The following is an 18,706-nucleotide window of genomic DNA, read 5'->3' on the forward strand; positions in this document are numbered from 1 at the left end:
ATCAAAGTTAACAACAGATGAAAAGAATATATAAAGTGGTAGCAACAGTATTATTGGCGATTTCTGCCAATAGCACCTTTGCTCAACAAAATGTACAATTCAGCCAGTATGTTTTTAACGGGTTGGCTGTAAACCCTGCCTACGCTGGATACAAAGAAGAGTGGACTGCTCAGGTGTTATATCGTACCCAATGGGTTAATTTACCGGGCGCTCCTAAAACAGGTACTTTGTCGATTGACGGACTTACCGATTTCAATCGCAAGAATATGGGCCTAGGTTTCCAGGTAACAACGGATCAGCTTGGCCCTCAGAAAACATTTTCTGCTTATGCAAATTACTCTTACCGTTTACGGTTAGATGAGTATGATACCAAACGTCTATGCTTCGGTTTAGGTTTAGGAATCTCCCAATACTCATTGACAGGTGATGATTTAACCTACATAGATCTTGATGATCAAGGGATTCCGGTTGGTACTCAATCTACAATGTCTCCGGATTTGCGCTTTGGGGTTTATTACTACTCGCCTAATTTTTATGCAGGAGCGTCAGTAATGGATCTGTTTGCAGATTATATGGCAACCAAACTTCAGGGTGTTGATGCTACTTTTCCTGTTATTAAGAAAACGAGGCACTATTATGTAACTGCAGGAGGTTTAATCCAGCTAAATGAAAAGATCAGTTGGAAACCATCATTCCTTGTTAAGGATGATTTCAATGGACCGACCAACCTGGATCTTACTTCATTTTTGGCGTACGATAATAAAGTATGGTTAGGTGCATCATGGAGAACGGGAATTAAATTATGGGGTCAGGATCACCTGAAGTCGAACCTCCGAATGGCCGATGCTTATTCAATATTAGCTCAGTTTTATGTAAGCGACCGTTTCAGAGTAGGTTATGCATATGACCATTCACTGAATGATTTAAGTAGTTATGAGGATGGTTCACATGAGATCTCTTTATCATTTAGTATTCCATCAAGGAAAAGAGCAGAGAAGGTGTTAAGTCCAAGATATTTTTAAAGGCCCGTAAGTTATTATGAAAACAAGAAGTTTTTTACAAATTATGCTCTTCGGGTTTGCTTCTTTTCCTATCCTGGCTTTTTCGCAAGAACAACCTGGACTAAAACAAAAAGGAGATCAATTTTATAACCAGTATAATTATTCTAAAGCAGTTGTTCTTTATGAACAAATTGCTAAGAATAAGAAAAACGATAAACAATCGGTAGCCCGTTTAGCAGATAGCTACAGGTTAATGAATAATTACGATGCAGCCGAAAAATGGTATGAACAATTGTACCAGTCAAGGCAGCTTAAAAACAGCGAAGTGCTGAATTATGCAGAAGTACTTCGGAATGTTGGTAAGTTCGATCAGGCTAAAAGTGTACTGCGTGAATACGAGCAAACATATGGAACATCGCCTACTGTAAAGGCAATGATCAAAGGCTGTGATTCGGCCATGATATGGATGCAAACTCCGTCTTTGATCAAGGTTAAAAATGAGGGCTTTTTAAATACAGACAGAAGTGAGTGGGGAGCATTTTCATTTAATGATAAAGTGCTCTATACAGCTGAAAGAATTGGAAAGAAGGATGCTACTTACGGGTGGACCGGGCAGCCATATCTTGGATTATATGAGGCTGATGCCACCCTTCGACTGACCCAAAGTGAACTTGAAACAAAATTTAACAATACGGAATATCATTCTGGTCCGGTTGTGTTCAGTTCCAAAGGTGATACAGCCTATGTTACGAGAACTTTTGTCGGAGAAAAGGCAGCTAAAGAAAAGGTAAAGAATAAAATAAACCTGATTCGTCGTCTTGAGTTATGGTATACTGTAAAAAAAGACGGAGCCTGGGGTGAATTAATTCCTTTTCATTACAATAATGCACAGCAATATTCAACCGGACATGCGGCATTGAGCAAAGATGGTAATATCCTGTATTTTGTAAGCGATATGCCTGGTTCTACCGGTAAATCAGATATCTGGTTTTGTATAAAAGATCAGAGTGGTGAATGGTCAAAACCGGTTAATTGCGGCGCAGAGATTAATACTCTTGAAGAAGAGTTATTTCTGACCATTGGCAAAAAAGGAGAACTTTATTTCTCATCAAATGGATTAGCAGGTATGGGAGGCTTAGATATCTATAAAGCGATCGGACAAAAAGAAAACTGGTCGAGCGTTGTTAACATGCATTATCCGGTTAACTCTATGGTAGATGATTTTATGTTCACTGCTTCTACTGATACTACCGGATTCTTTTCGTCCAACAGAAAAGAAGGTAAGGGAGGAGATGATATTTATGTCTATACTATTGTGATTCCACCACCACCTCCGGCGCCAAAACCTGAACCTGTTATCGTGGTGGAGGAGCCTAAAGAAGGAAATGCGCTTCATGTGTTTGTTATAAATAAGCAAACAGGATTACCGGTTGCAAATGCGACCTTAAACCTTATGAATAACAAGGGTAAGGAAAAAGTGGTAGTTGAAACCGATGGAACAGGATTGTTTAGTTTTGCCCTGAGTGATGAACCAATTTATGAGGTAAAAGCTGAAAAAAATGGCTTTTTGAGCGATCATAAAAATGGCATCAAGAACAAGACGATTCAAAAAGCAGGAGCCAAAGTTGTTCTTCAATTAGATTCTATCATATTAAATAAAGCAATCAAGCTGGATAATATTTACTATGATTCGGGAAAATGGAATTTACGTGCAAAATCAAAAACAGAACTTAACAAGCTGATCGAGATTTTGAAAGAAAACCCAACGATCAAGATAGAGTTGAGTTCACATACCGATTCACGTGGCTCAGATCAGTCCAATCTGATACTGTCTCAGAAAAGAGCAAAATCAGCAGTTGATTATATAATCTCAAAAGGAATTGCCAAGAGTCGCATTATTGCGAAAGGATATGGTGAAACCAAATTATTGAATAAATGTACGAACGGTGTAAAATGTTCCGACAAGGATCATCAGGTCAATCGTCGTACAGAGTTTGCTATCCTAAGTTTTTAATGAGTTGAAAAACGGCCCTGAATAAGGGCCGTTTTTGGTTTTAAGATAACCCCTAAAGTCATTCTCATATATGTGTCATGCTGAGGAACGAAGCATCTGTTCCTTTTAAGCATTGGAACTAACAGATCCTTCCTCCGTCAGGATGACAAGTTATGTTAGTTTTTTTGGAAACAGATTTACTAACTTAATAAGGAGTTAGGGGGTATTTCACTATGCTCTGTCATTTTCTAAGCTCCCCATTAGGGACGTTCTATATTTTTAGCTCATTTTGCTTCAAAAACTGAACATAATTCTGCTCGTTTTCAAAATAGGCAACATCTCCACCTTCATTTAAAAGTACGATGTAAGCTTTCGCTTTATCAACGAGTTTGGTGGTATGCGGGTCAACCGCTTTTCTTACTGACTCGTCGGTAGGTATACGTTCCTCACATGCTTTGCAACACCCATAGTACGCTAAACCATTAACAATAACTTTTAATTGTTTCTTTCCCATGTAAGTATTGTTAACCATGCATACTTCATCGTTTGGCACACGGTCACCTTTTTTAAATGACCGGGTAGCTTTTAGTGTTTTATGAGTAATGCTGTCTGTATTAACAACGGAATTACTACTTTCTTGATCATTGGTTGCACAGCCTGTAAGAAGTACCGCAGCTATTGCTGCGATACTTAAATTCATTGTTAATTTCATAACTGATCTATTATTTTTTAATCGATGTACCATCTTCAATTTCTTCAGATCCTTTTACCAGTATCTGTTCTCCTTCCATAAGTTCGCCGAAAACTTCTACTTTATCCGCCATCATACGCCCCCTGGTAACCGGAACTTTTTTCGTTTTTCCATTTTCGACACGGATAATATACATCCCCATGTTAGCATCAAGCAATGCAGTTTTTGGGACGAAAAATGTCGGTTCAGTGTTTTTTAATGGAATAGTGGCCTCAGCTACCATTAAAGGTTTTAAGGTGTTATTCATGTTGATAAAATCAGCCTCAATTTTTTCTGAACGAAGTTTGCTGTCCAAAGCACCGGTTTTTCGGGTAATTTTGGCCATATACATTTTTTGAGGAATAGACCTCACTCTGAATTTAACGGTGTCACCTAAATGGAGGTAAGGTGTATTAGCTTCAGGTACGGATAAACTAAGGCGCAGTTTATTAACATTTTGAATAACCAGCAATGGCTTATCGGCACCCTTACCCATCGGACTTACATAAGCACCTAAGTCTACATTTCTATCCGTAATAACTCCACTAAATGGCGCTCTGATAGTCAGGTAATTTTGGATAGACTGTAACTCCAGGTATACTGATTTTGCTGAAGCTAACTGTGCTTCGTCTGCCAGCTTTTTTGCTGTTATTTGGTCCAAAGCGTCCTTAGCTACAGCGCCTTCTGTTTCATTGGCTTTAAACATACGGTCATAATTAGATTTGGTAGCCCTGTAGATCGCTTCCTGTGCCATCCACTTCGATTTTGCACTTGCTAATTGTGATTGAATTTCTGGAGCCTCTAAAACAATCAATACTTGTCCGGCAGTAACCGTACTTCCTATATCGACATTAATCTTTTGGACATAGCTGTTAACCTTCGCATATAATTCAGTTTCCTGATCGGCCTCCAACGTGCCCGCCAGCTTTAATTTAACCAGCGGATTATCTTTTTTGAGTTCGATCGTTTCAAAATTGTTCATCATCGGCTTTGCCTCTTGATTATTTTTTGCCGACGGTTTATCATTACTGCAGGCACTACTAATAAATGTTGCTGCCAGTAGTACATATAATGTTCTATTCATGTGTTTGCTTAATTAGTGGTTTCGAAATAAATACTGTCTTTGTCTTCAGGGTCTAATGAAGGTGACTGTGTAGTTGTTTTACCCTGTATCCATGTAAATACTAGCGGTAGTAAGATTAAAACAGAGAAAGTGGATGCTGTTAATCCTCCAATTACAGCTCGGCCTAAAGGAGAAACCTGATCGCCACCTTCTCCATGACCAATTGCCATTGGAAGCATACCTGCTACCATTGCGAGCGTGGTCATAATAATCGGGCGTATGCGTAGGGAAACTGCTTGTAGTGCTGATAAGTTAGCACTGCCGTTTTCAAGCCTTAGTTTTTCTGCATTTGCAATTAATAATACCGCATTTGCAATCGATACCCCTACAGACATAATAATGCCCATATACGATTGAAGATTTAAAGTCGATCCTGTAATTTTCAGCAGAATCAACGAGCCTAAAACCACAAAAGGAACTGTTGTAAGGATGACTAACGCTACCCTGAATGATTGGAAGTTGGCAGTAAGCATCAGGAATATAACCACAACGGCTAGTAATAGGCCATTGGTCAGGCTTTTCATCGTATCATCTAACACGGGCGACATGCCTGCTACCATGATATTAATCCCCTTTGGCAATTCTCCCAATGAGGCAATTGCTTCTTCAACATCTTTTTTGGCTTGTTCAAGGTCTTTCTTGTGTACATTGGCCGTAACGGTTGTATAGGCCATGGTTCCCAGGTTGTAACTTTCGCCAAGTGTAGTTGTTGGAGTGATAGTGGCAACATCTCCCAAAACCGGACGGTCGGCATTTTTTGCCAGTGGGATATTGGCTAATTCCTCCTTGGTATTCAGGATGTTTTGTGGGGTCTGAATCTGCACGTCGTATGCAATACCCATCATTCCTTCTACCCACATATTTTTGCTGGTGTAACGGGAAGATGCCGTAGATGCAATTAAAGACCGTGAAATATCTTGTGCGTCAATCCCTAGTTGAGCCGCTCTTTCTCTGTCAATAGTAATATTAAGAGCCGGGTAATTAAGCGATTGTGGAATTTGCTGATCGCGTAAGTAATCAATTTCCTTAAGCTTAGCCAAAAGCTTGTTGGCATACATTACGTTCATTTTTTTCTTCATTCCCGAAAAGCGAACCTCTATCGGCGTGTTGCTCCCCTGGCTTAGAATCTTCTCCGTAAGTTCTATTGGTTCAAATGAAAAATGAAGGTCAGGCATTTTGGTTTTCATATGCTGACGAATAATGTCTTTTAGGTCATCAGTATTTCCATCGAAATCTTTCAGTGCCACTTGCATTAGCGCTTCATGAGGTCCGGCATTGTATAAATAGATGGGACTTACGGCAAATGAAGACGGATGTTGTCCGATAAACACCGAAGAAATGGCAATATGATCCTTACCGATTACCTGTTCCAACTCCCTTAAAACTTGTTTGATTTTTTCTTCGGTTTTCTCAATGCGTGTTCCTTCCGGCGCTTTAATACGAACCTGGAACTGGCTCGAGTTTACATTCGGCAGTACATCTTTTCCGGTAATTGCAAACATATAAGCTAATGCAATTCCGGTCAGCGCAAAACTGGCTATTACAATAGGTTTTTTATTCGGTTGTAATCGGCCAATAAATGATCCAAAACGTTTTTTGAATAGATCAAACCTGTCCTCTTTTTCATGCTCATGATGGGGTTGAATTTTCATCAACCAGTTGGCCATAACAGGAACAAACGTTTGTGACAGTAAGAAAGAGAAGATCATGGCAAATCCAATAGCCAAGGCTAATGGCATAAATAATGCTCCGGGAATGCCTGTCATCATAAAGGCCGGAGCAAAAACGGCAAGAATACAGAGCAAGATCAGTAATTTAGGGAATGCTATCTCTTTACAAGCATCCCAAATAGCTTTTGCTTTGGATTTGCCCATCGCAAAATGCTGGTGAATATTTTCAATCGTTACCGTACTTTCATCGACCAGAATACCTATAGCCAATGCTAATCCTGATAACGACATAATGTTGATCGACTGACCGAACAGTTTTAAGAATAATACGCCGGAAATGATGGAAATTGGAATGGTAAGCACAACAATTAACGCGGCCCGTCTGTCTTTCAAAAATAACAACACCATCAAGCCTGTTAACAAAGCACCAAATATTCCTTCAATAATGAGGCTCTTTAGTGCATTTATAACATAAACAGATTGGTCAAATTCATAAGAAATCGTTACATCATCCGGTAAATTATTCTGAATAGTAGGAATGGCTTTTTTCAGATTTTTAACCACATCCCAGGTCGATGCATTGCCTGCTTTGGCAATATTGATATAAACTGAACGTTTACCATCTATCAATGCATAACCAGTGGTAATATCGGCTCCGTCTTTTACTGTCGCAACATCACGGATGTATATGTTTTCAACGCCGTCTTTGAAAATCGGGATGTTTCCGAAATCATCAACCGCTTTTATCGTGTTGTTGGTTGGTGTGAGGTAATTAATATCGCCTATATACACATTACCCGAAGGTGCAGTAATATTGTTTCGGCTAATCGCTTCTACAATCTGATCGGGTGAAAGCTGGTGAGTGCGCAGTTTATTCGGATCAATATTAATCTCCACTGTACGCGGACTTCCCCCAAACGGCGGCGCTGTTGTTAATCCCGGAATTGCAATTAAGAATGGACGAGCCGTAAAGTTGGCAATATCCTGTAGCTGATTATTGGTTTTGGTATTACTTCTGAACACCAATTGGCCAACAGGTTGTGAGGAGGCATCGAACCGGATAATGAATGGAGGAGGAGCACCCGGAGGTAAGAACACCTGGGAACGATTGGATAACGCACTAGTTTGAGCGATTGCCTGTCCCATTTCGGTTCCTTCATAAAAGTTCACCTTCATCAAGGTTAGCCCCTGGGTGTTTTTCGTTTCAATGCTTTTGATGCCATTGGTAAAAAGCATCATGTTTACATACATCTTGGTGAAATAACCTTCCATTTGCTGTGGTGTATAGCCATTGAAAGAGTGGGCTACATACACCACCGGAAGATTCATTTCAGGTAGAATATCAACTTTAATTTCTTTTGACGCTTTTATCCCAAAGAATAAAAGTCCAAGCACCAGTACCATAATGGAAATGGGCTTTCTTAATGCTAAGCGTATTAAATTCATTGCTTTTATTTATTAGGGATAGCGTTTAAAATAACTGTTAGGTCGCCTTGGGCAGCCGCTTTTAAAAGCAAGGCTTGCCATACATTATTCTGGGCAATTTCATGGTCTATCTCAGCCCTGTTTAACAAATAATGCGATTGAGTAAGATCAACAATGGTGGTTAAACCATTAGTATAAAGCGCCATGTGCTGACGATACGCATCTGATGCTGCTTTTACCTGTATGTTGCTTTCATCCAAATCTTTAACAGCATTCGCATATTTGGCCGATGCAAGTAATGCTTGTGCAGATAAGTCTTCTTTTAACAAGTCATAATTGTTTTGTAAGGCAGAGGTCTGGAATTTTTGCTCTTTAGCCTTTGTTGAATAGCGGAATGCATTAGTAATATTCCAGCTAAGGGTAAGTCCGATCAGGTAATTTCCTCGACTAATTTGGGCGCCTTTCCAATAGGAATTTGAGTAGGCATTATTATCCTGCACATAATTCCATTCGAAGCCCGATCCACGTCCTTGCAATACTCCAAATGCCATTAAGCTGGGCAGCTTATTAGTTTTAACGTATTTTTCATTGGACTGACTCTGTTCGATTTTACTTTTTTGATAGAGTAAATAAGGGTGCTTGTCTGCTTCAGTTTGATGATCGGATAAAACCAAAGGTGTTTTAGTTGTAAAAACACTGTCGAGGACATACGTCTGGAAAGAATCTCCCAACAATACTGCGAGATTCTTGGAATAATCCAATTCCTTATCGTAAGCCTTAATTTGAGCAGATTGAGCATTCGAAACTTCTGCTTTGGCAAGTGAAGCATCTACTTCAGGAATTAAACCACTTTGAGCCCGACTTACTGTTGTCGACAAAAACACCTTAGCGCGTTCCATATTTTTCTCCTGTACGAACTTGATTCGCTGGCTTGCCAGAAGATTTAAGTAAGCCGCGGTAACTTTTATCTTATGTTGAAATAATTCCTGATCGAGATCTCTTGTTGCGGTTTGATACTCGGATTCAGCAACAGCTACTTGATTTTTAATTCGCCCGAAGGAAAACAGGTTCCAGTTAACATTGGCAAGATAAAGGGAACCGAATGCAGCATTCCAATTTTGTTCTGCCAGCGGCATTGAAGTTGAGGCAGCGCCTAAACCTCCATAGCTGTATAATGGTCCGTTTTGCGCATTGATAGTTCCATAATTCTGTTGTGCCTGAAAAGTAATATCCGGTACATCCTGATATTTTTGAAACTGAATATTTTCTTCAGCGGCTTTTGCCATAGCCTCTTTTGCTTTTATGGTCTGATAGTTCTGAACAGAACGGTCGAGTGCATTTGACAATGGCAAAACTTGAGCAAGCGCAATTTGGCTTAACCCCAATAGGCCAGTCAACGCAATGAATTTTAATTTCATCGTTACATGGTATTTAGAAAATTGACATAAGAAGTTGGCCCTATTTGATCAAATACGGCACATACATAAAAGGTGTCAATCGACTAAATCCTATAAACGCAATGTAAAATGTAGAGAGGGTTGCCCGGAACAGGCGTATCAGAAGGGGTATAACAGGCAGTGTTTTGATCAGCAATTACTTCGCTGTCAAAAACAGTCCCTATTAGTTGATTGGGAATCGCAAAGCCCCAAACTTTGAATTTTATATCAAGCGGAGCCGTCTTTTTTACCTCTGCGCTAAGCTTTACCAGCTGTTTCTCATGTTTGCAGCAGTTTTTCTTCTTCTGTTTCTGATTATACTTTGCTACACAAACAGGGCAGGGTGAATCCGGATTAACATGGTTAAAGATGTTAGCCTCTTGTCGTACTCCCTTACAAAAATGCACACTTGTGGTAAAGCCGGTCGACAATACCAGGTGCAGGAAGCTGAGTAATATGACAAAAAAACGATTCATCGGTCGCAAAGATAATCGATCCCTGTTATCTTGTTTATAACATTCCTGTTATTTAAACTGAATAATAACAGCGCTTAATACCTGTTATTGGAGTTGTAGTGAAAATTAGTTTTTCAAATTATCACTGAAGAAAAAACAATAAAATTGAACTAGTCAGATAATTAGGTGATTGTAATATATGTTCATTTGCTTGGGAAATGTATCTATTTAGTTAAACTCTGTACAGGTTATTAATAATAGTCATAAATTCTACATTTTTGCGACGACGGTTTTCAAGACGGATAATAGTAGGTTCGGGCCGAGAAAAATCGAATAAAAACTGAGGGTAGGATGAAAAACACGTTATTGTTAATTCTGGTGCTATTTGCTGCAATTGCAAGTAAGGCTCAATCTAAAGATGATCCGGTTTTAGAGGAGCTTAACAATGCTGTTAATAACAAGCAGCAATATGTGCATGAAAAAGAATTAAGAATTACGAGTTTAAAAAAAGTGAGATCAGGTGCTACTTCCTTATTGCAAGAATACCAGATCAATAAAAGCCTGCATGATGAGTATAAAAAGTTCAAATTAGACTCAGCTATCCGATATGTAACCCGAAACGTTGAAATTGCCGGATTATTAAAGCGAAACGATTTAAGTGATGCAGCTAAGATTCAGCTGGCTACCTTATTCTCCTTTACCGGAAAATATCGGGAATCTGAACAAATTCTTGGTGGCATTAATAAACAACATCTTCCTAAAGAACAGCTTACGCCATACTTTGAGGCTTATTTTCGATTCTTTGAACATTATGCCACCAACAGCAACAGTTATTGGGAAACCTATATTCGTAAGATTAGGAATTACCGTGATTCACTGACTGCAGTTTCTGATCCCTCATCTCTTAGCTATAAGATCCATTCGGAGGAAAAGAATATTGAGAACGGACAATTAGATAGTTCTGAGAAAAAACTGCTTGAACTGTTGCAGGTAACCAAGCACGATAATCCTGACTATGCAATGGTCGCTTATCTGTTAGGTAATATTTATCAGTTAAAGCAAAATGATGTGCTGGCGAAAAAATACTTCGCAATTTCTGCTACGGCTGATATCAGGAATGCGGTAAAAGATCAGGCTTCTATTCAGGTACTTTCCCAGATCTATTATAAAGAAGGTAATATTGATGAAGCTTATAAACTGGTAAAATCGGCTATTGAAGATGCCGTTTTTTGTAATGTACAATTTCGGACAACCCAATTGTCTGCCTTTTATACCATTATCAATACAGCCTATCTTGATAAAGAGGCCGAACGCAAAAGTCAGCTGAAGGTTTATCTTTTCTCCATTAGTGTTTTGTCGGTATTTCTGCTTATGGCAATAGCTTACGTTTATAAGCAGATGAAGAAAGTTTCGCGAATTAAGGAGGAACTCTTTGCTACCAATGAAAAATTAGCCCAACTGAATAAGGAAATTACCTGTGCTAATGAGCAGTTGAATGAGCGGAATGCCGAGCTTTCGGAGTCTAACCATATTAAGGAAGAATACATTGCTCATTTTTTTGATCTATGCTCAACTTATATCAATAAGCTGGAAGGTTATCGAAAAGAATTGAATAAGAAAGTAAGCGACAAAAAACTGGAAGAGTTGTTCAAAATGCTGAAATCAACTACTGTTGTTGATAATGAATTGGAGGAGCTTTACAGTAATTTCGATACTATTTTTCTAAATCTGTATCCAACCTTTGTTAAAGATTTTAATTCATTACTGATTGCTGATGAACAAGTAATTCTGAAACAGGGAGAACTGCTGAATACCGAGTTACGCATTTTTGCACTAATACGTCTTGGTATTACCGACAGTGTAAAGATCGCAGCGTTCTTACGCTATTCATTAAGTACTATCTATAATTACCGCACTAAAGCCCGCAACAAAGCGATTGTTTCCCGTGATGAATTTGAAAAAATGGTGATGCGCATAGGTTCCATTCCCGCAAAGGTGAATTAGGAAGAAGAAAATTAATATCTTTTAATTACTAATTAATTTAGTTTAATTGCTAAATTTGTTGGTAAATTAAAGTATTAAAATGCCTTCGAATCGTCATATCGTCCATTTGGATCTGGATACATTTTTTGTTTCCGTTGAACGATTGAAGAACAATGCGTTCAACGGGAAACCCCTTTTGATCGGTGGCTCCTCAGATCGTGGAGTTGTCGCTTCCTGTAGTTATGAAGCCCGACAGTTTGGTGTGAGTTCGGCTATGCCGATGAGGATGGCCCGGTTGCTTTGTCCGGATGCCATTGTTGTAAGAGGTGATATGGAGGAATATTCACGCCATTCCAATATCGTTACAGAAATAATCAAATCCAGGGCACCTATAGTAGAGAAAGCTTCCATTGATGAACACTACCTGGACCTCACAGGTATGGATAAGTTTTTTGGCTGTCAGAAATGGACGCATGAGTTACGTGATTATGTCATTAAAAATACGGGGCTGCCAATTTCTATGGGTTTGTCTGTAAACAAAACGGTGGCAAAAGTTGCGACCGGTGAAGCCAAGCCAAATGGAGAAAAAAATATTGAACAGGTTGAGGTAAGACCTTTTCTGAATCCTCTTTCAATAAAGAAAATACCTGGAGTAGGAGCCAAAACATATGTACAGCTTCGTAATATGGGAGTGGAAACTATTTACACGCTTTCCCAGATTCCTCCCGATTTAATGCACAAGGTTTTAGGTGAAAATGGTATTTCGCTCTGGCAAAAAGCCAACGGCATTGATGAAACTCCTGTTATTCCTTTCTCGGAACGCAAATCGATAAGCACTGAGTCCACCTTTGATAAGGATACAACGAATATTGAATACTTAAATCAATTGCTTACCAAGATGGTAATGGAACTGGCGTTTCAACTTCGAAAAGAATGTCGGTTGACCTCATGCGTAACGGTTAAACTTCGTTATTCAAACTTCGATACAGAAACAAAACAGCTTCGAATTCCCTATACGGCATTAGATAAAACGTTGATCGATATTGCTAAGTCCTTGTTTCAAACACTTTACTCCCGCCGCATGCTTATCAGGCTGATTGGCGTCCGGTTTTCTCATTTGGTTTCCGGGTTTGAACAAATAGATCTTTTTGCCGAATCGATTGAACAATATAATTTATGCCAGGCTATGGATAAGATCAGGCGACGGTTTGGGGAGAAATCGATCACTGTAGCCGGTGCAGCTAACTTTATTAAGGAGTGAACATAAAACAGGAGGTGAAATGTATCTTAACTGTCATAGCTCCTATAGTCTAAGGTATGGAGTACTATCTGTCGAGCGTCTTATTGAGCTGGCAAAACTTCATAAAGTAGAATGCTTGTCGCTAACTGATATTAATAACTCTACCGGAGCCTGGGAATTTGGTAAATTATGCAGGGATGCCGGAATTAAACCGGTAATAGGGATCGAATTTCATCATGAAGGCCGTCTGCTTTATATTGGTATAGCGAAGAATATGGAAGGTTTCCGTGAACTGAATGAATTTCTGACGACTTATAACTTATCAAAAAAAACACTTCCTGTTCGTCCCGTTGATTTTCCTAACGCTTATGTGATCTACCCATGGAACAATCAAACGTTTCGGGAATTAAGTGAAAATGAATTTATTGGAATAAGGGCCACCGATGTGAATAAGCTCTTTGGGAAACAGTTGCTGCCTGTAAAACATAAACTTTTGGCACTTCATCCGGTTACTTTTGAAAATAAAAGCGGGCGTTTTTTGCATGCGCATTTACGTGCTATAGATTTCAATACACTGTTGTCAAAGCTTGATCGTGATGATGTTGCGGCTGCCGATGAGTGCTTTGTATCCCTTGATGAACTAAGAAAAACATTTGATGGCTATCCTTTTCTGCTAAAGAATACGGAACTGCTCTTAAACAGCTGTTCGATCGATTTTGATTTTGAAGAATCAAAGAATCGTAAAACATTTACCGGAAATAACTATGAGGACAAGGAATTGCTGCGGAAGCTTGCTTTTGAGGGGCTGGAGTATCGTTATGGCAAGCATAATAAGGTTGCTGGTGAACGAATCTTGCATGAACTTTCGATCATTGATAATATGGGGTTTGCTTCTTACTATTTAATTACCCATGATATCATCAGTTACACGATTTCAAGAGGTTTTTATCATGTAGGGAGAGGCTCCGGCGCTAATAGTATTGTTGCCTATTGCTTGAAAATTACGGATGTAGATCCCGTTGATCTCGATCTGTATTTTGAACGTTTTTTAAATCCGAAACGTTCATCTCCTCCCGATTTTGACATTGATTATTCCTGGGATGAACGGGATGCAGTGCACGATTATATTTTTAAGAAGTACGGTCGTGATCATACAGCATTATTGGGCACCATGTCCACTTTTAAAAGTAATTCGATTATCCGGGAGCTTGGCAAAGTATACGGTTTGCCTAAAGAAGAGATCGATGAACTGGCAGATTTTCCCGAAAAGGTAGGAAACCGAAATGACCTGACTCGTAAAATCCTCTCCTTAGGAAGCTTAATGACCAACATGCCCAATCAGCGTTCTATACATGCTGGGGGAGTGTTAATTTCGGAAAAGCCGTTGACTTATTATACCGCTTTGGATTTGCCTCCGAAAGGATTACCTACCGTACAATGGGATATGTATGCAGCAGAAGACATTGGTTTTGAGAAATTCGATATTTTAAGTCAGCGAGGTATTGGGCACATTAAAGAGTCGGTAGATATTGTACAACAGAATTGTGGGGTGAAGGTTGATATTCATAACATTTCTTTGATTAAAGAGGATAAGAAAGTAAAAGAGCAGCTTAAATCAGGCGATAGTATTGGTTGTTTTTACATTGAAAGTCCGGCTATGCGTGGACTCTTAAAAAAACTTACCTGCGACAATTACCTCACGTTGGTGGCTGCAAGTTCAATTATTCGTCCCGGAGTAGCTAAATCCGGAATGATGCGACAATACATTCAACGTTTTCATCAACCAGACCAGATTGAATACCTGCATCCGATCATGAAAGAACAATTGTCGGAAACTTTTGGCGTGATGGTTTACCAGGAAGATGTATTAAAGATTTGTCATCATTATGCAGGTTTGGATCTGGCAGATGCAGATGTACTACGCAGAGCAATGAGCGGTAAGTATCGTTCGAGGAAAGAGTTAGAACGTATTATTCAACGGTTTTTCGAGAACAGTAAAGAACTAGGCCGGCCCGAAGACATTACAAAAGAAGTTTGGCGACAGGTGGAGTCATTTGCCGGATATAGTTTCTCAAAAGCACACTCTGCCTCTTTTGCTGTTGAAAGTTTTCAAAGCCTGTACCTGAAAACATATTATCCGAAGGAGTTCATGGTAGCCGTAATCAATAACTTTGGTGGGTTTTATCGTACATGGGTGTATGTGCATGAAGCGCGGCGTGCGGGTTGTACTATTTTGCTGCCTTGTGTAAACCGAAGCGAAACACATACCACTATCAGCGGCTCAGATGTTTACCTTGGGTTTGTTCACGTGGGTAATCTGGAAGAAAAAATGGCAAAGCTGATTCCTCAGGAACGGAAAAAGAACGGAGCATACAGTTCTCTGGAGGAGCTTATTGAACGAACTGGAATTACTCTTCAACAGGCTATACTCCTGATCCGGGTGGACGCATTTCGATTTACGGGCAAAAGCAAAAAACAGTTGCTGTGGGAGGTGTATGGTTATTTAGGATATAAACATGAAAAACAAGATGTGCAAAAATTGTTTCTACCCGAAGCAAAGGAGTTCCGCTTGCCCGAACTGATTAACACAACACTTGAAAATACATTTGATGAAATAGAGCTGTTGGGTTTTCCTGTTACTCAGTCGCATTTCGACCTATTACAAACCCGGCAAAGAGGTGATGTGATGGCTAAAGACCTGATCAGTCATGTTGGAGAGATTGTTAGAATGATTGGGAATTTTGTCGCACAGAAATCAGTAAAAACGGTTAAAGGGCATATGATGTATTTTGGAACCTTTTTTGACGTGAAGGGAGATTTCTTTGACACTGTACATTTTCCTGATTCGGCAAAAGAGTATCCATTCAGGGGAGGAGGGTGTTACTTAATGCAAGGTAAAGTAGTGGAAGAGTTTGGTTTTGCAAGTCTCGAAATAATTAAATTCTATAAGTTGCCTACAGTGAAAGACCCACGGTATTAGCGCTCCTCCGAATAGGTTGTTTTTATAAGAGAGAGGAATTGAAGTACTCTACAATCAATTTTAACAGGTTGAAAATGAAGCCTTATGGGTTCTTAAATTACTACTTTTTTGGGTTGCTAAATACATGTTAATTACTTGTTAGTCAATTTTTTAACTGTCTTAAATCGCTACTTTTTTTATTCCGGAAAGTTTACGCCTGTTTTATTTACCTAGTTTTATCCTCGGCTTAACACTAAAAGCCTTTAGTGAATAACCAATTTATTTTAAGCCCAATACAAAATCTTACAAGGTGGAAAACCAAATGCTATTGAAAGATAGCTGCGTTGGTGCTACGATTTACATAACAATTTGTAATGGGTATTCCGATTACAAAGCAGTGTTTTTATTATGAATAAATTTTTGACAGCAATTATTGTTTGTGCAACAGCATTTAGCGTGCAGGCACAGCAAGTTAAAGATCCGAAAATGGTGTCATTCATCGACAAACTAATGAGTCAGATGACACTAGAGGAGAAAATCGGACAGTTGAACCTGCCGAGTGAAGGAGATATCATCACCGGGTTGGCTAAGAACAGTAACATCGCCGAAAAGATCAAAAAAGGTCAGGTGGGCGGAATGTTTAACATCAAAGGAGCCGACAAAATCAGAGAAATTCAGCGAATTGCGGTGGAGCAAAGCCGCATGAAAATACCAATGTTGTTTGGTATGGATGTGATCCATGGTTACGAAACAGTATTTCCAATTCCTTTAGGCATTGCTTGTACCTGGGATATGAATGCAATTGAGGAATCTGCTCGCATAGCGGCATCAGAAGCAAGTGCAGACGGTATCAGCTGGACATTCAGCCCAATGGTTGATATCGCAAGGGATCCTCGCTGGGGTCGTGTTTCTGAAGGAAGTGGTGAAGATCCGTACTTAGGCGGACAGATTGCCAAAGCGATGGTTCGTGGTTACCAGGGAAAAGGCAATTCATTTTCAGCAAATACCAATATTCTTGCCTGTGTAAAACACTTCGCCTTGTACGGTGCAGGTGAGGCAGGAAGAGATTATAATACGGTTGATATGAGCCGTATTCGTATGTATAATGAATATTTATATCCTTATCAGGCAGCAGTTGAGGCCGGAGTTGGTAGTTTGATGGCTTCATTTAACGTGGTTGATAATGTTCCTGCTCATGGTAATAAATGGCTTTTAACAGATGTACTAAGAAAACAGTGGAAGTTTGACGGATTTACAGTAGCCGATTACGGAGGAGTCAGTGAAATGGTTAATCACGGAGTGGGTGATATGCAGTCCGTTTCTGCTCAGGCGTTGAACGCCGGTTTGGATATGGATATGGTGAGCGAAGGATTCCTGTCTACCCTGAAAAAATCATTGGAAGAAGGGAAAGTAAGCATCGATCAAATCAATACCGCTTGTCGACGTGTGTTAGAAGCAAAATATAAACTTGGGTTGTTTGCGAATCCATATAAATATTGTGACCTGTCTCGTGCTAAAAAAGATATTTATACACAAGCTAATAGAGCGGTTGCCCGCAAAACTGCATCTGAGAGTTTTGTCCTGTTAAAGAACGAAGGAAATCTGTTGCCATTAGCTAAAAAACAAACCATTGCAGTTATTGGTCCGTTAGCAAATACCCGCTCAAACATGGTTGGAACCTGGAGCGTTGCAGCTAAGCTTGATGTTCCTGCTACAGTTGTGGAAGGTTTAAAATCTGTGGGCGGCAAAGATGCTTCAATTCTGTACGCTAAAGGTTGTAACCTGACAAGCGATCCGGTATTGGAGGCTAATTCGACATTATTCGGACGTTCACTGAATCGTGATAACAGAACAGAAGAAGAGCTAAGAGAAGAAGCAATGAAGATCGCAGCGCAGTCTGACGTTATCGTTGCAGCTATGGGCGAGTCTTCAGAAATGAGTGGCGAATCAAGCAGCCGTACAGATATTGGTATTCCTGATGTACAAAAACGATTATTAAAAGAATTATTGAAAACAGGAAAGCCAGTTGTATTGGTATTGTTTGCCGGTCGTCCAATGACTTTGGTTTGGGAACATGAAAATATCCCTGCAATTATCAACGTATGGTTTGGTGGCAGTGAAGCTGCTTATGCTATCGGAGATGTGTTATTTGGAAATGTAAACCCAGGCGGTAAGCTAGTGTCAACATTCCCTCGTAATGTAGCCCAAATCCCTTTATTCTATAATCATCTGAATACAGGTCGTCCGGCTGCTGATAAAGGTTTTGAAAAATTCAGAAGTAACTACATGGATGAGAAAAATGCCTCTCTTTATCCTTTTGGTTATGGTTTAAGTTATACTCAGTTTACCTATAGCGATATTAAATTAAGTTCAGCTACTATGAATGGTACCGGCGAAATCACAGCATCCGTAACAGTTACGAATAGCGGTAAAAGAGACGGAGCCGAGGTAGTTCAGCTTTACATCAGAGATTTGGTTGGCAGTATTTCAAGACCTGTAAAAGAATTAAAAGGTTTTGAGAAAATTCAACTGAAAGCCGGAGAGTCGAAAACTGTCAGCTTTAAAATCACTCCTGAATTGTTGAAATTCTATAACTCAGACCTGGAGCATGTTTTTGAACCGGGAGAGTTTGACCTGATGATCGGCGGTAACAGCCAGGATGTTAAAACAACAAAATTCACATTGCAATAA

General features: G+C 39.5%; 11 protein-coding genes. 6 read left to right on the forward strand and 5 right to left on the reverse strand.

The genetic code is table 11. From position 1 onward, the window contains the following. Window positions 1-17: 17 nt before the first annotated feature. Together SOLCA_RS00265 and SOLCA_RS00270 are read left to right on the forward strand one after the other, a co-directional pair. Window positions 18-1,022 carry a PorP/SprF family type IX secretion system membrane protein gene (locus tag SOLCA_RS00265; protein ID WP_014678437.1) on the forward strand — a complete coding sequence of 335 codons (1,005 nt, stop codon included), beginning with the start codon at window positions 18-20 and terminating at the stop codon, window positions 1,020-1,022. 16 nt (window positions 1,023-1,038) lie between these two features. Then, window positions 1,039-3,015 carry an OmpA family protein gene (locus tag SOLCA_RS00270; RefSeq protein ID WP_014678438.1) on the forward strand — a complete coding sequence of 659 codons (1,977 nt, stop codon included), beginning with the start codon at window positions 1,039-1,041 and terminating at the stop codon, window positions 3,013-3,015. A gap of 250 nt (window positions 3,016-3,265) precedes the next feature. On the opposite strand, the gene SOLCA_RS00275 is transcribed toward SOLCA_RS00270, so the two are convergent. From SOLCA_RS00275 to SOLCA_RS00295, 5 genes are all read right to left on the reverse strand, one after another. Next, window positions 3,266-3,694, reverse strand: coding sequence for a hypothetical protein (locus SOLCA_RS00275; RefSeq protein ID WP_157604478.1), 429 nt, complete (start codon window positions 3,692-3,694; stop codon window positions 3,266-3,268). A 22-nt stretch (window positions 3,695-3,716) separates the two neighbouring features. Next, complete coding sequence (locus SOLCA_RS00280; protein WP_014678440.1) at window positions 3,717-4,808, reverse strand: efflux RND transporter periplasmic adaptor subunit; 1,092 nt, start codon at window positions 4,806-4,808, stop codon at window positions 3,717-3,719. Between the two features lie 8 nt (window positions 4,809-4,816). Then, window positions 4,817-7,963: an efflux RND transporter permease subunit gene (locus SOLCA_RS00285; RefSeq protein WP_014678441.1), complete on the reverse strand. Its 3,147-nt coding sequence runs from the start codon at window positions 7,961-7,963 to the stop codon at window positions 4,817-4,819. Window positions 7,964-7,968: 5 nt separating this feature from the next. Beyond that, complete coding sequence (locus SOLCA_RS00290) at window positions 7,969-9,360, reverse strand: TolC family protein (protein ID WP_014678442.1); 1,392 nt, start codon at window positions 9,358-9,360, stop codon at window positions 7,969-7,971. Between the two features lie 83 nt (window positions 9,361-9,443). After that, window positions 9,444-9,854, reverse strand: coding sequence for an HYC_CC_PP family protein (locus tag SOLCA_RS00295; protein WP_014678443.1), 411 nt, complete (start codon window positions 9,852-9,854; stop codon window positions 9,444-9,446). Between the two features lie 330 nt (window positions 9,855-10,184). Between SOLCA_RS00295 and SOLCA_RS00300 the strand changes: the two genes are divergently transcribed. The 4 genes from SOLCA_RS00300 to bglX all read left to right on the forward strand — a co-directional run bounded on the left by SOLCA_RS00300 (window position 10,185) and on the right by bglX (window position 18,706). After that, the gene (locus tag SOLCA_RS00300; protein WP_014678444.1) at window positions 10,185-11,837 is read left to right on the forward strand and encodes a DUF6377 domain-containing protein; all 1,653 of its coding nucleotides are present in this window, start codon (window positions 10,185-10,187) and stop codon (window positions 11,835-11,837) included. 79 nt (window positions 11,838-11,916) lie between these two features. After that, window positions 11,917-13,077 carry a DNA polymerase IV gene (dinB, locus tag SOLCA_RS00305; RefSeq protein WP_014678445.1) on the forward strand — a complete coding sequence of 387 codons (1,161 nt, stop codon included), beginning with the start codon at window positions 11,917-11,919 and terminating at the stop codon, window positions 13,075-13,077. After that, complete coding sequence (locus SOLCA_RS00310) at window positions 13,052-16,036, forward strand: DNA polymerase III subunit alpha (protein ID WP_245536737.1); 2,985 nt, start codon at window positions 13,052-13,054, stop codon at window positions 16,034-16,036. The genes dinB and SOLCA_RS00310 overlap by 26 nt, the downstream gene beginning before the upstream one ends. Before the next feature lie 387 nt (window positions 16,037-16,423). Further along, complete coding sequence (gene bglX / locus SOLCA_RS00315) at window positions 16,424-18,706, forward strand: beta-glucosidase BglX (RefSeq protein ID WP_014678447.1); 2,283 nt, start codon at window positions 16,424-16,426, stop codon at window positions 18,704-18,706.

The organism is Solitalea canadensis DSM 3403 (genome assembly GCF_000242635.2).
In the GTDB taxonomy this organism is placed as follows: Bacteria; Bacteroidota; Bacteroidia; order Sphingobacteriales; family Sphingobacteriaceae; genus Solitalea; species Solitalea canadensis.

What these genes read in the sequence shown, in the direction of transcription:
- SOLCA_RS00280 (WP_014678440.1), bottom strand. Translation starts at nt 4,808, where the DNA reads ATGAATAGAACATTATATGTACTACTGGCAGCAACATTTATTAGTAGT.
- dinB (WP_014678445.1), top strand. Translation starts at nt 11,917, where the DNA reads ATGCCTTCGAATCGTCATATCGTCCATTTGGATCTGGATACATTTTTT.
- SOLCA_RS00275 (WP_157604478.1), bottom strand. Translation starts at nt 3,694, where the DNA reads ATGAATTTAAGTATCGCAGCAATAGCTGCGGTACTTCTTACAGGCTGT.
- SOLCA_RS00270 (WP_014678438.1), top strand. Translation starts at nt 1,039, where the DNA reads ATGAAAACAAGAAGTTTTTTACAAATTATGCTCTTCGGGTTTGCTTCT.
- SOLCA_RS00295 (WP_014678443.1), bottom strand. Translation starts at nt 9,854, where the DNA reads ATGAATCGTTTTTTTGTCATATTACTCAGCTTCCTGCACCTGGTATTG.
- bglX (WP_014678447.1), top strand. Translation starts at nt 16,424, where the DNA reads ATGAATAAATTTTTGACAGCAATTATTGTTTGTGCAACAGCATTTAGC.
- SOLCA_RS00285 (WP_014678441.1), bottom strand. Translation starts at nt 7,963, where the DNA reads ATGAATTTAATACGCTTAGCATTAAGAAAGCCCATTTCCATTATGGTA.
- SOLCA_RS00300 (WP_014678444.1), top strand. Translation starts at nt 10,185, where the DNA reads ATGAAAAACACGTTATTGTTAATTCTGGTGCTATTTGCTGCAATTGCA.
- SOLCA_RS00290 (WP_014678442.1), bottom strand. Translation starts at nt 9,360, where the DNA reads ATGAAATTAAAATTCATTGCGTTGACTGGCCTATTGGGGTTAAGCCAA.
- SOLCA_RS00265 (WP_014678437.1), top strand. Translation starts at nt 18, where the DNA reads ATGAAAAGAATATATAAAGTGGTAGCAACAGTATTATTGGCGATTTCT.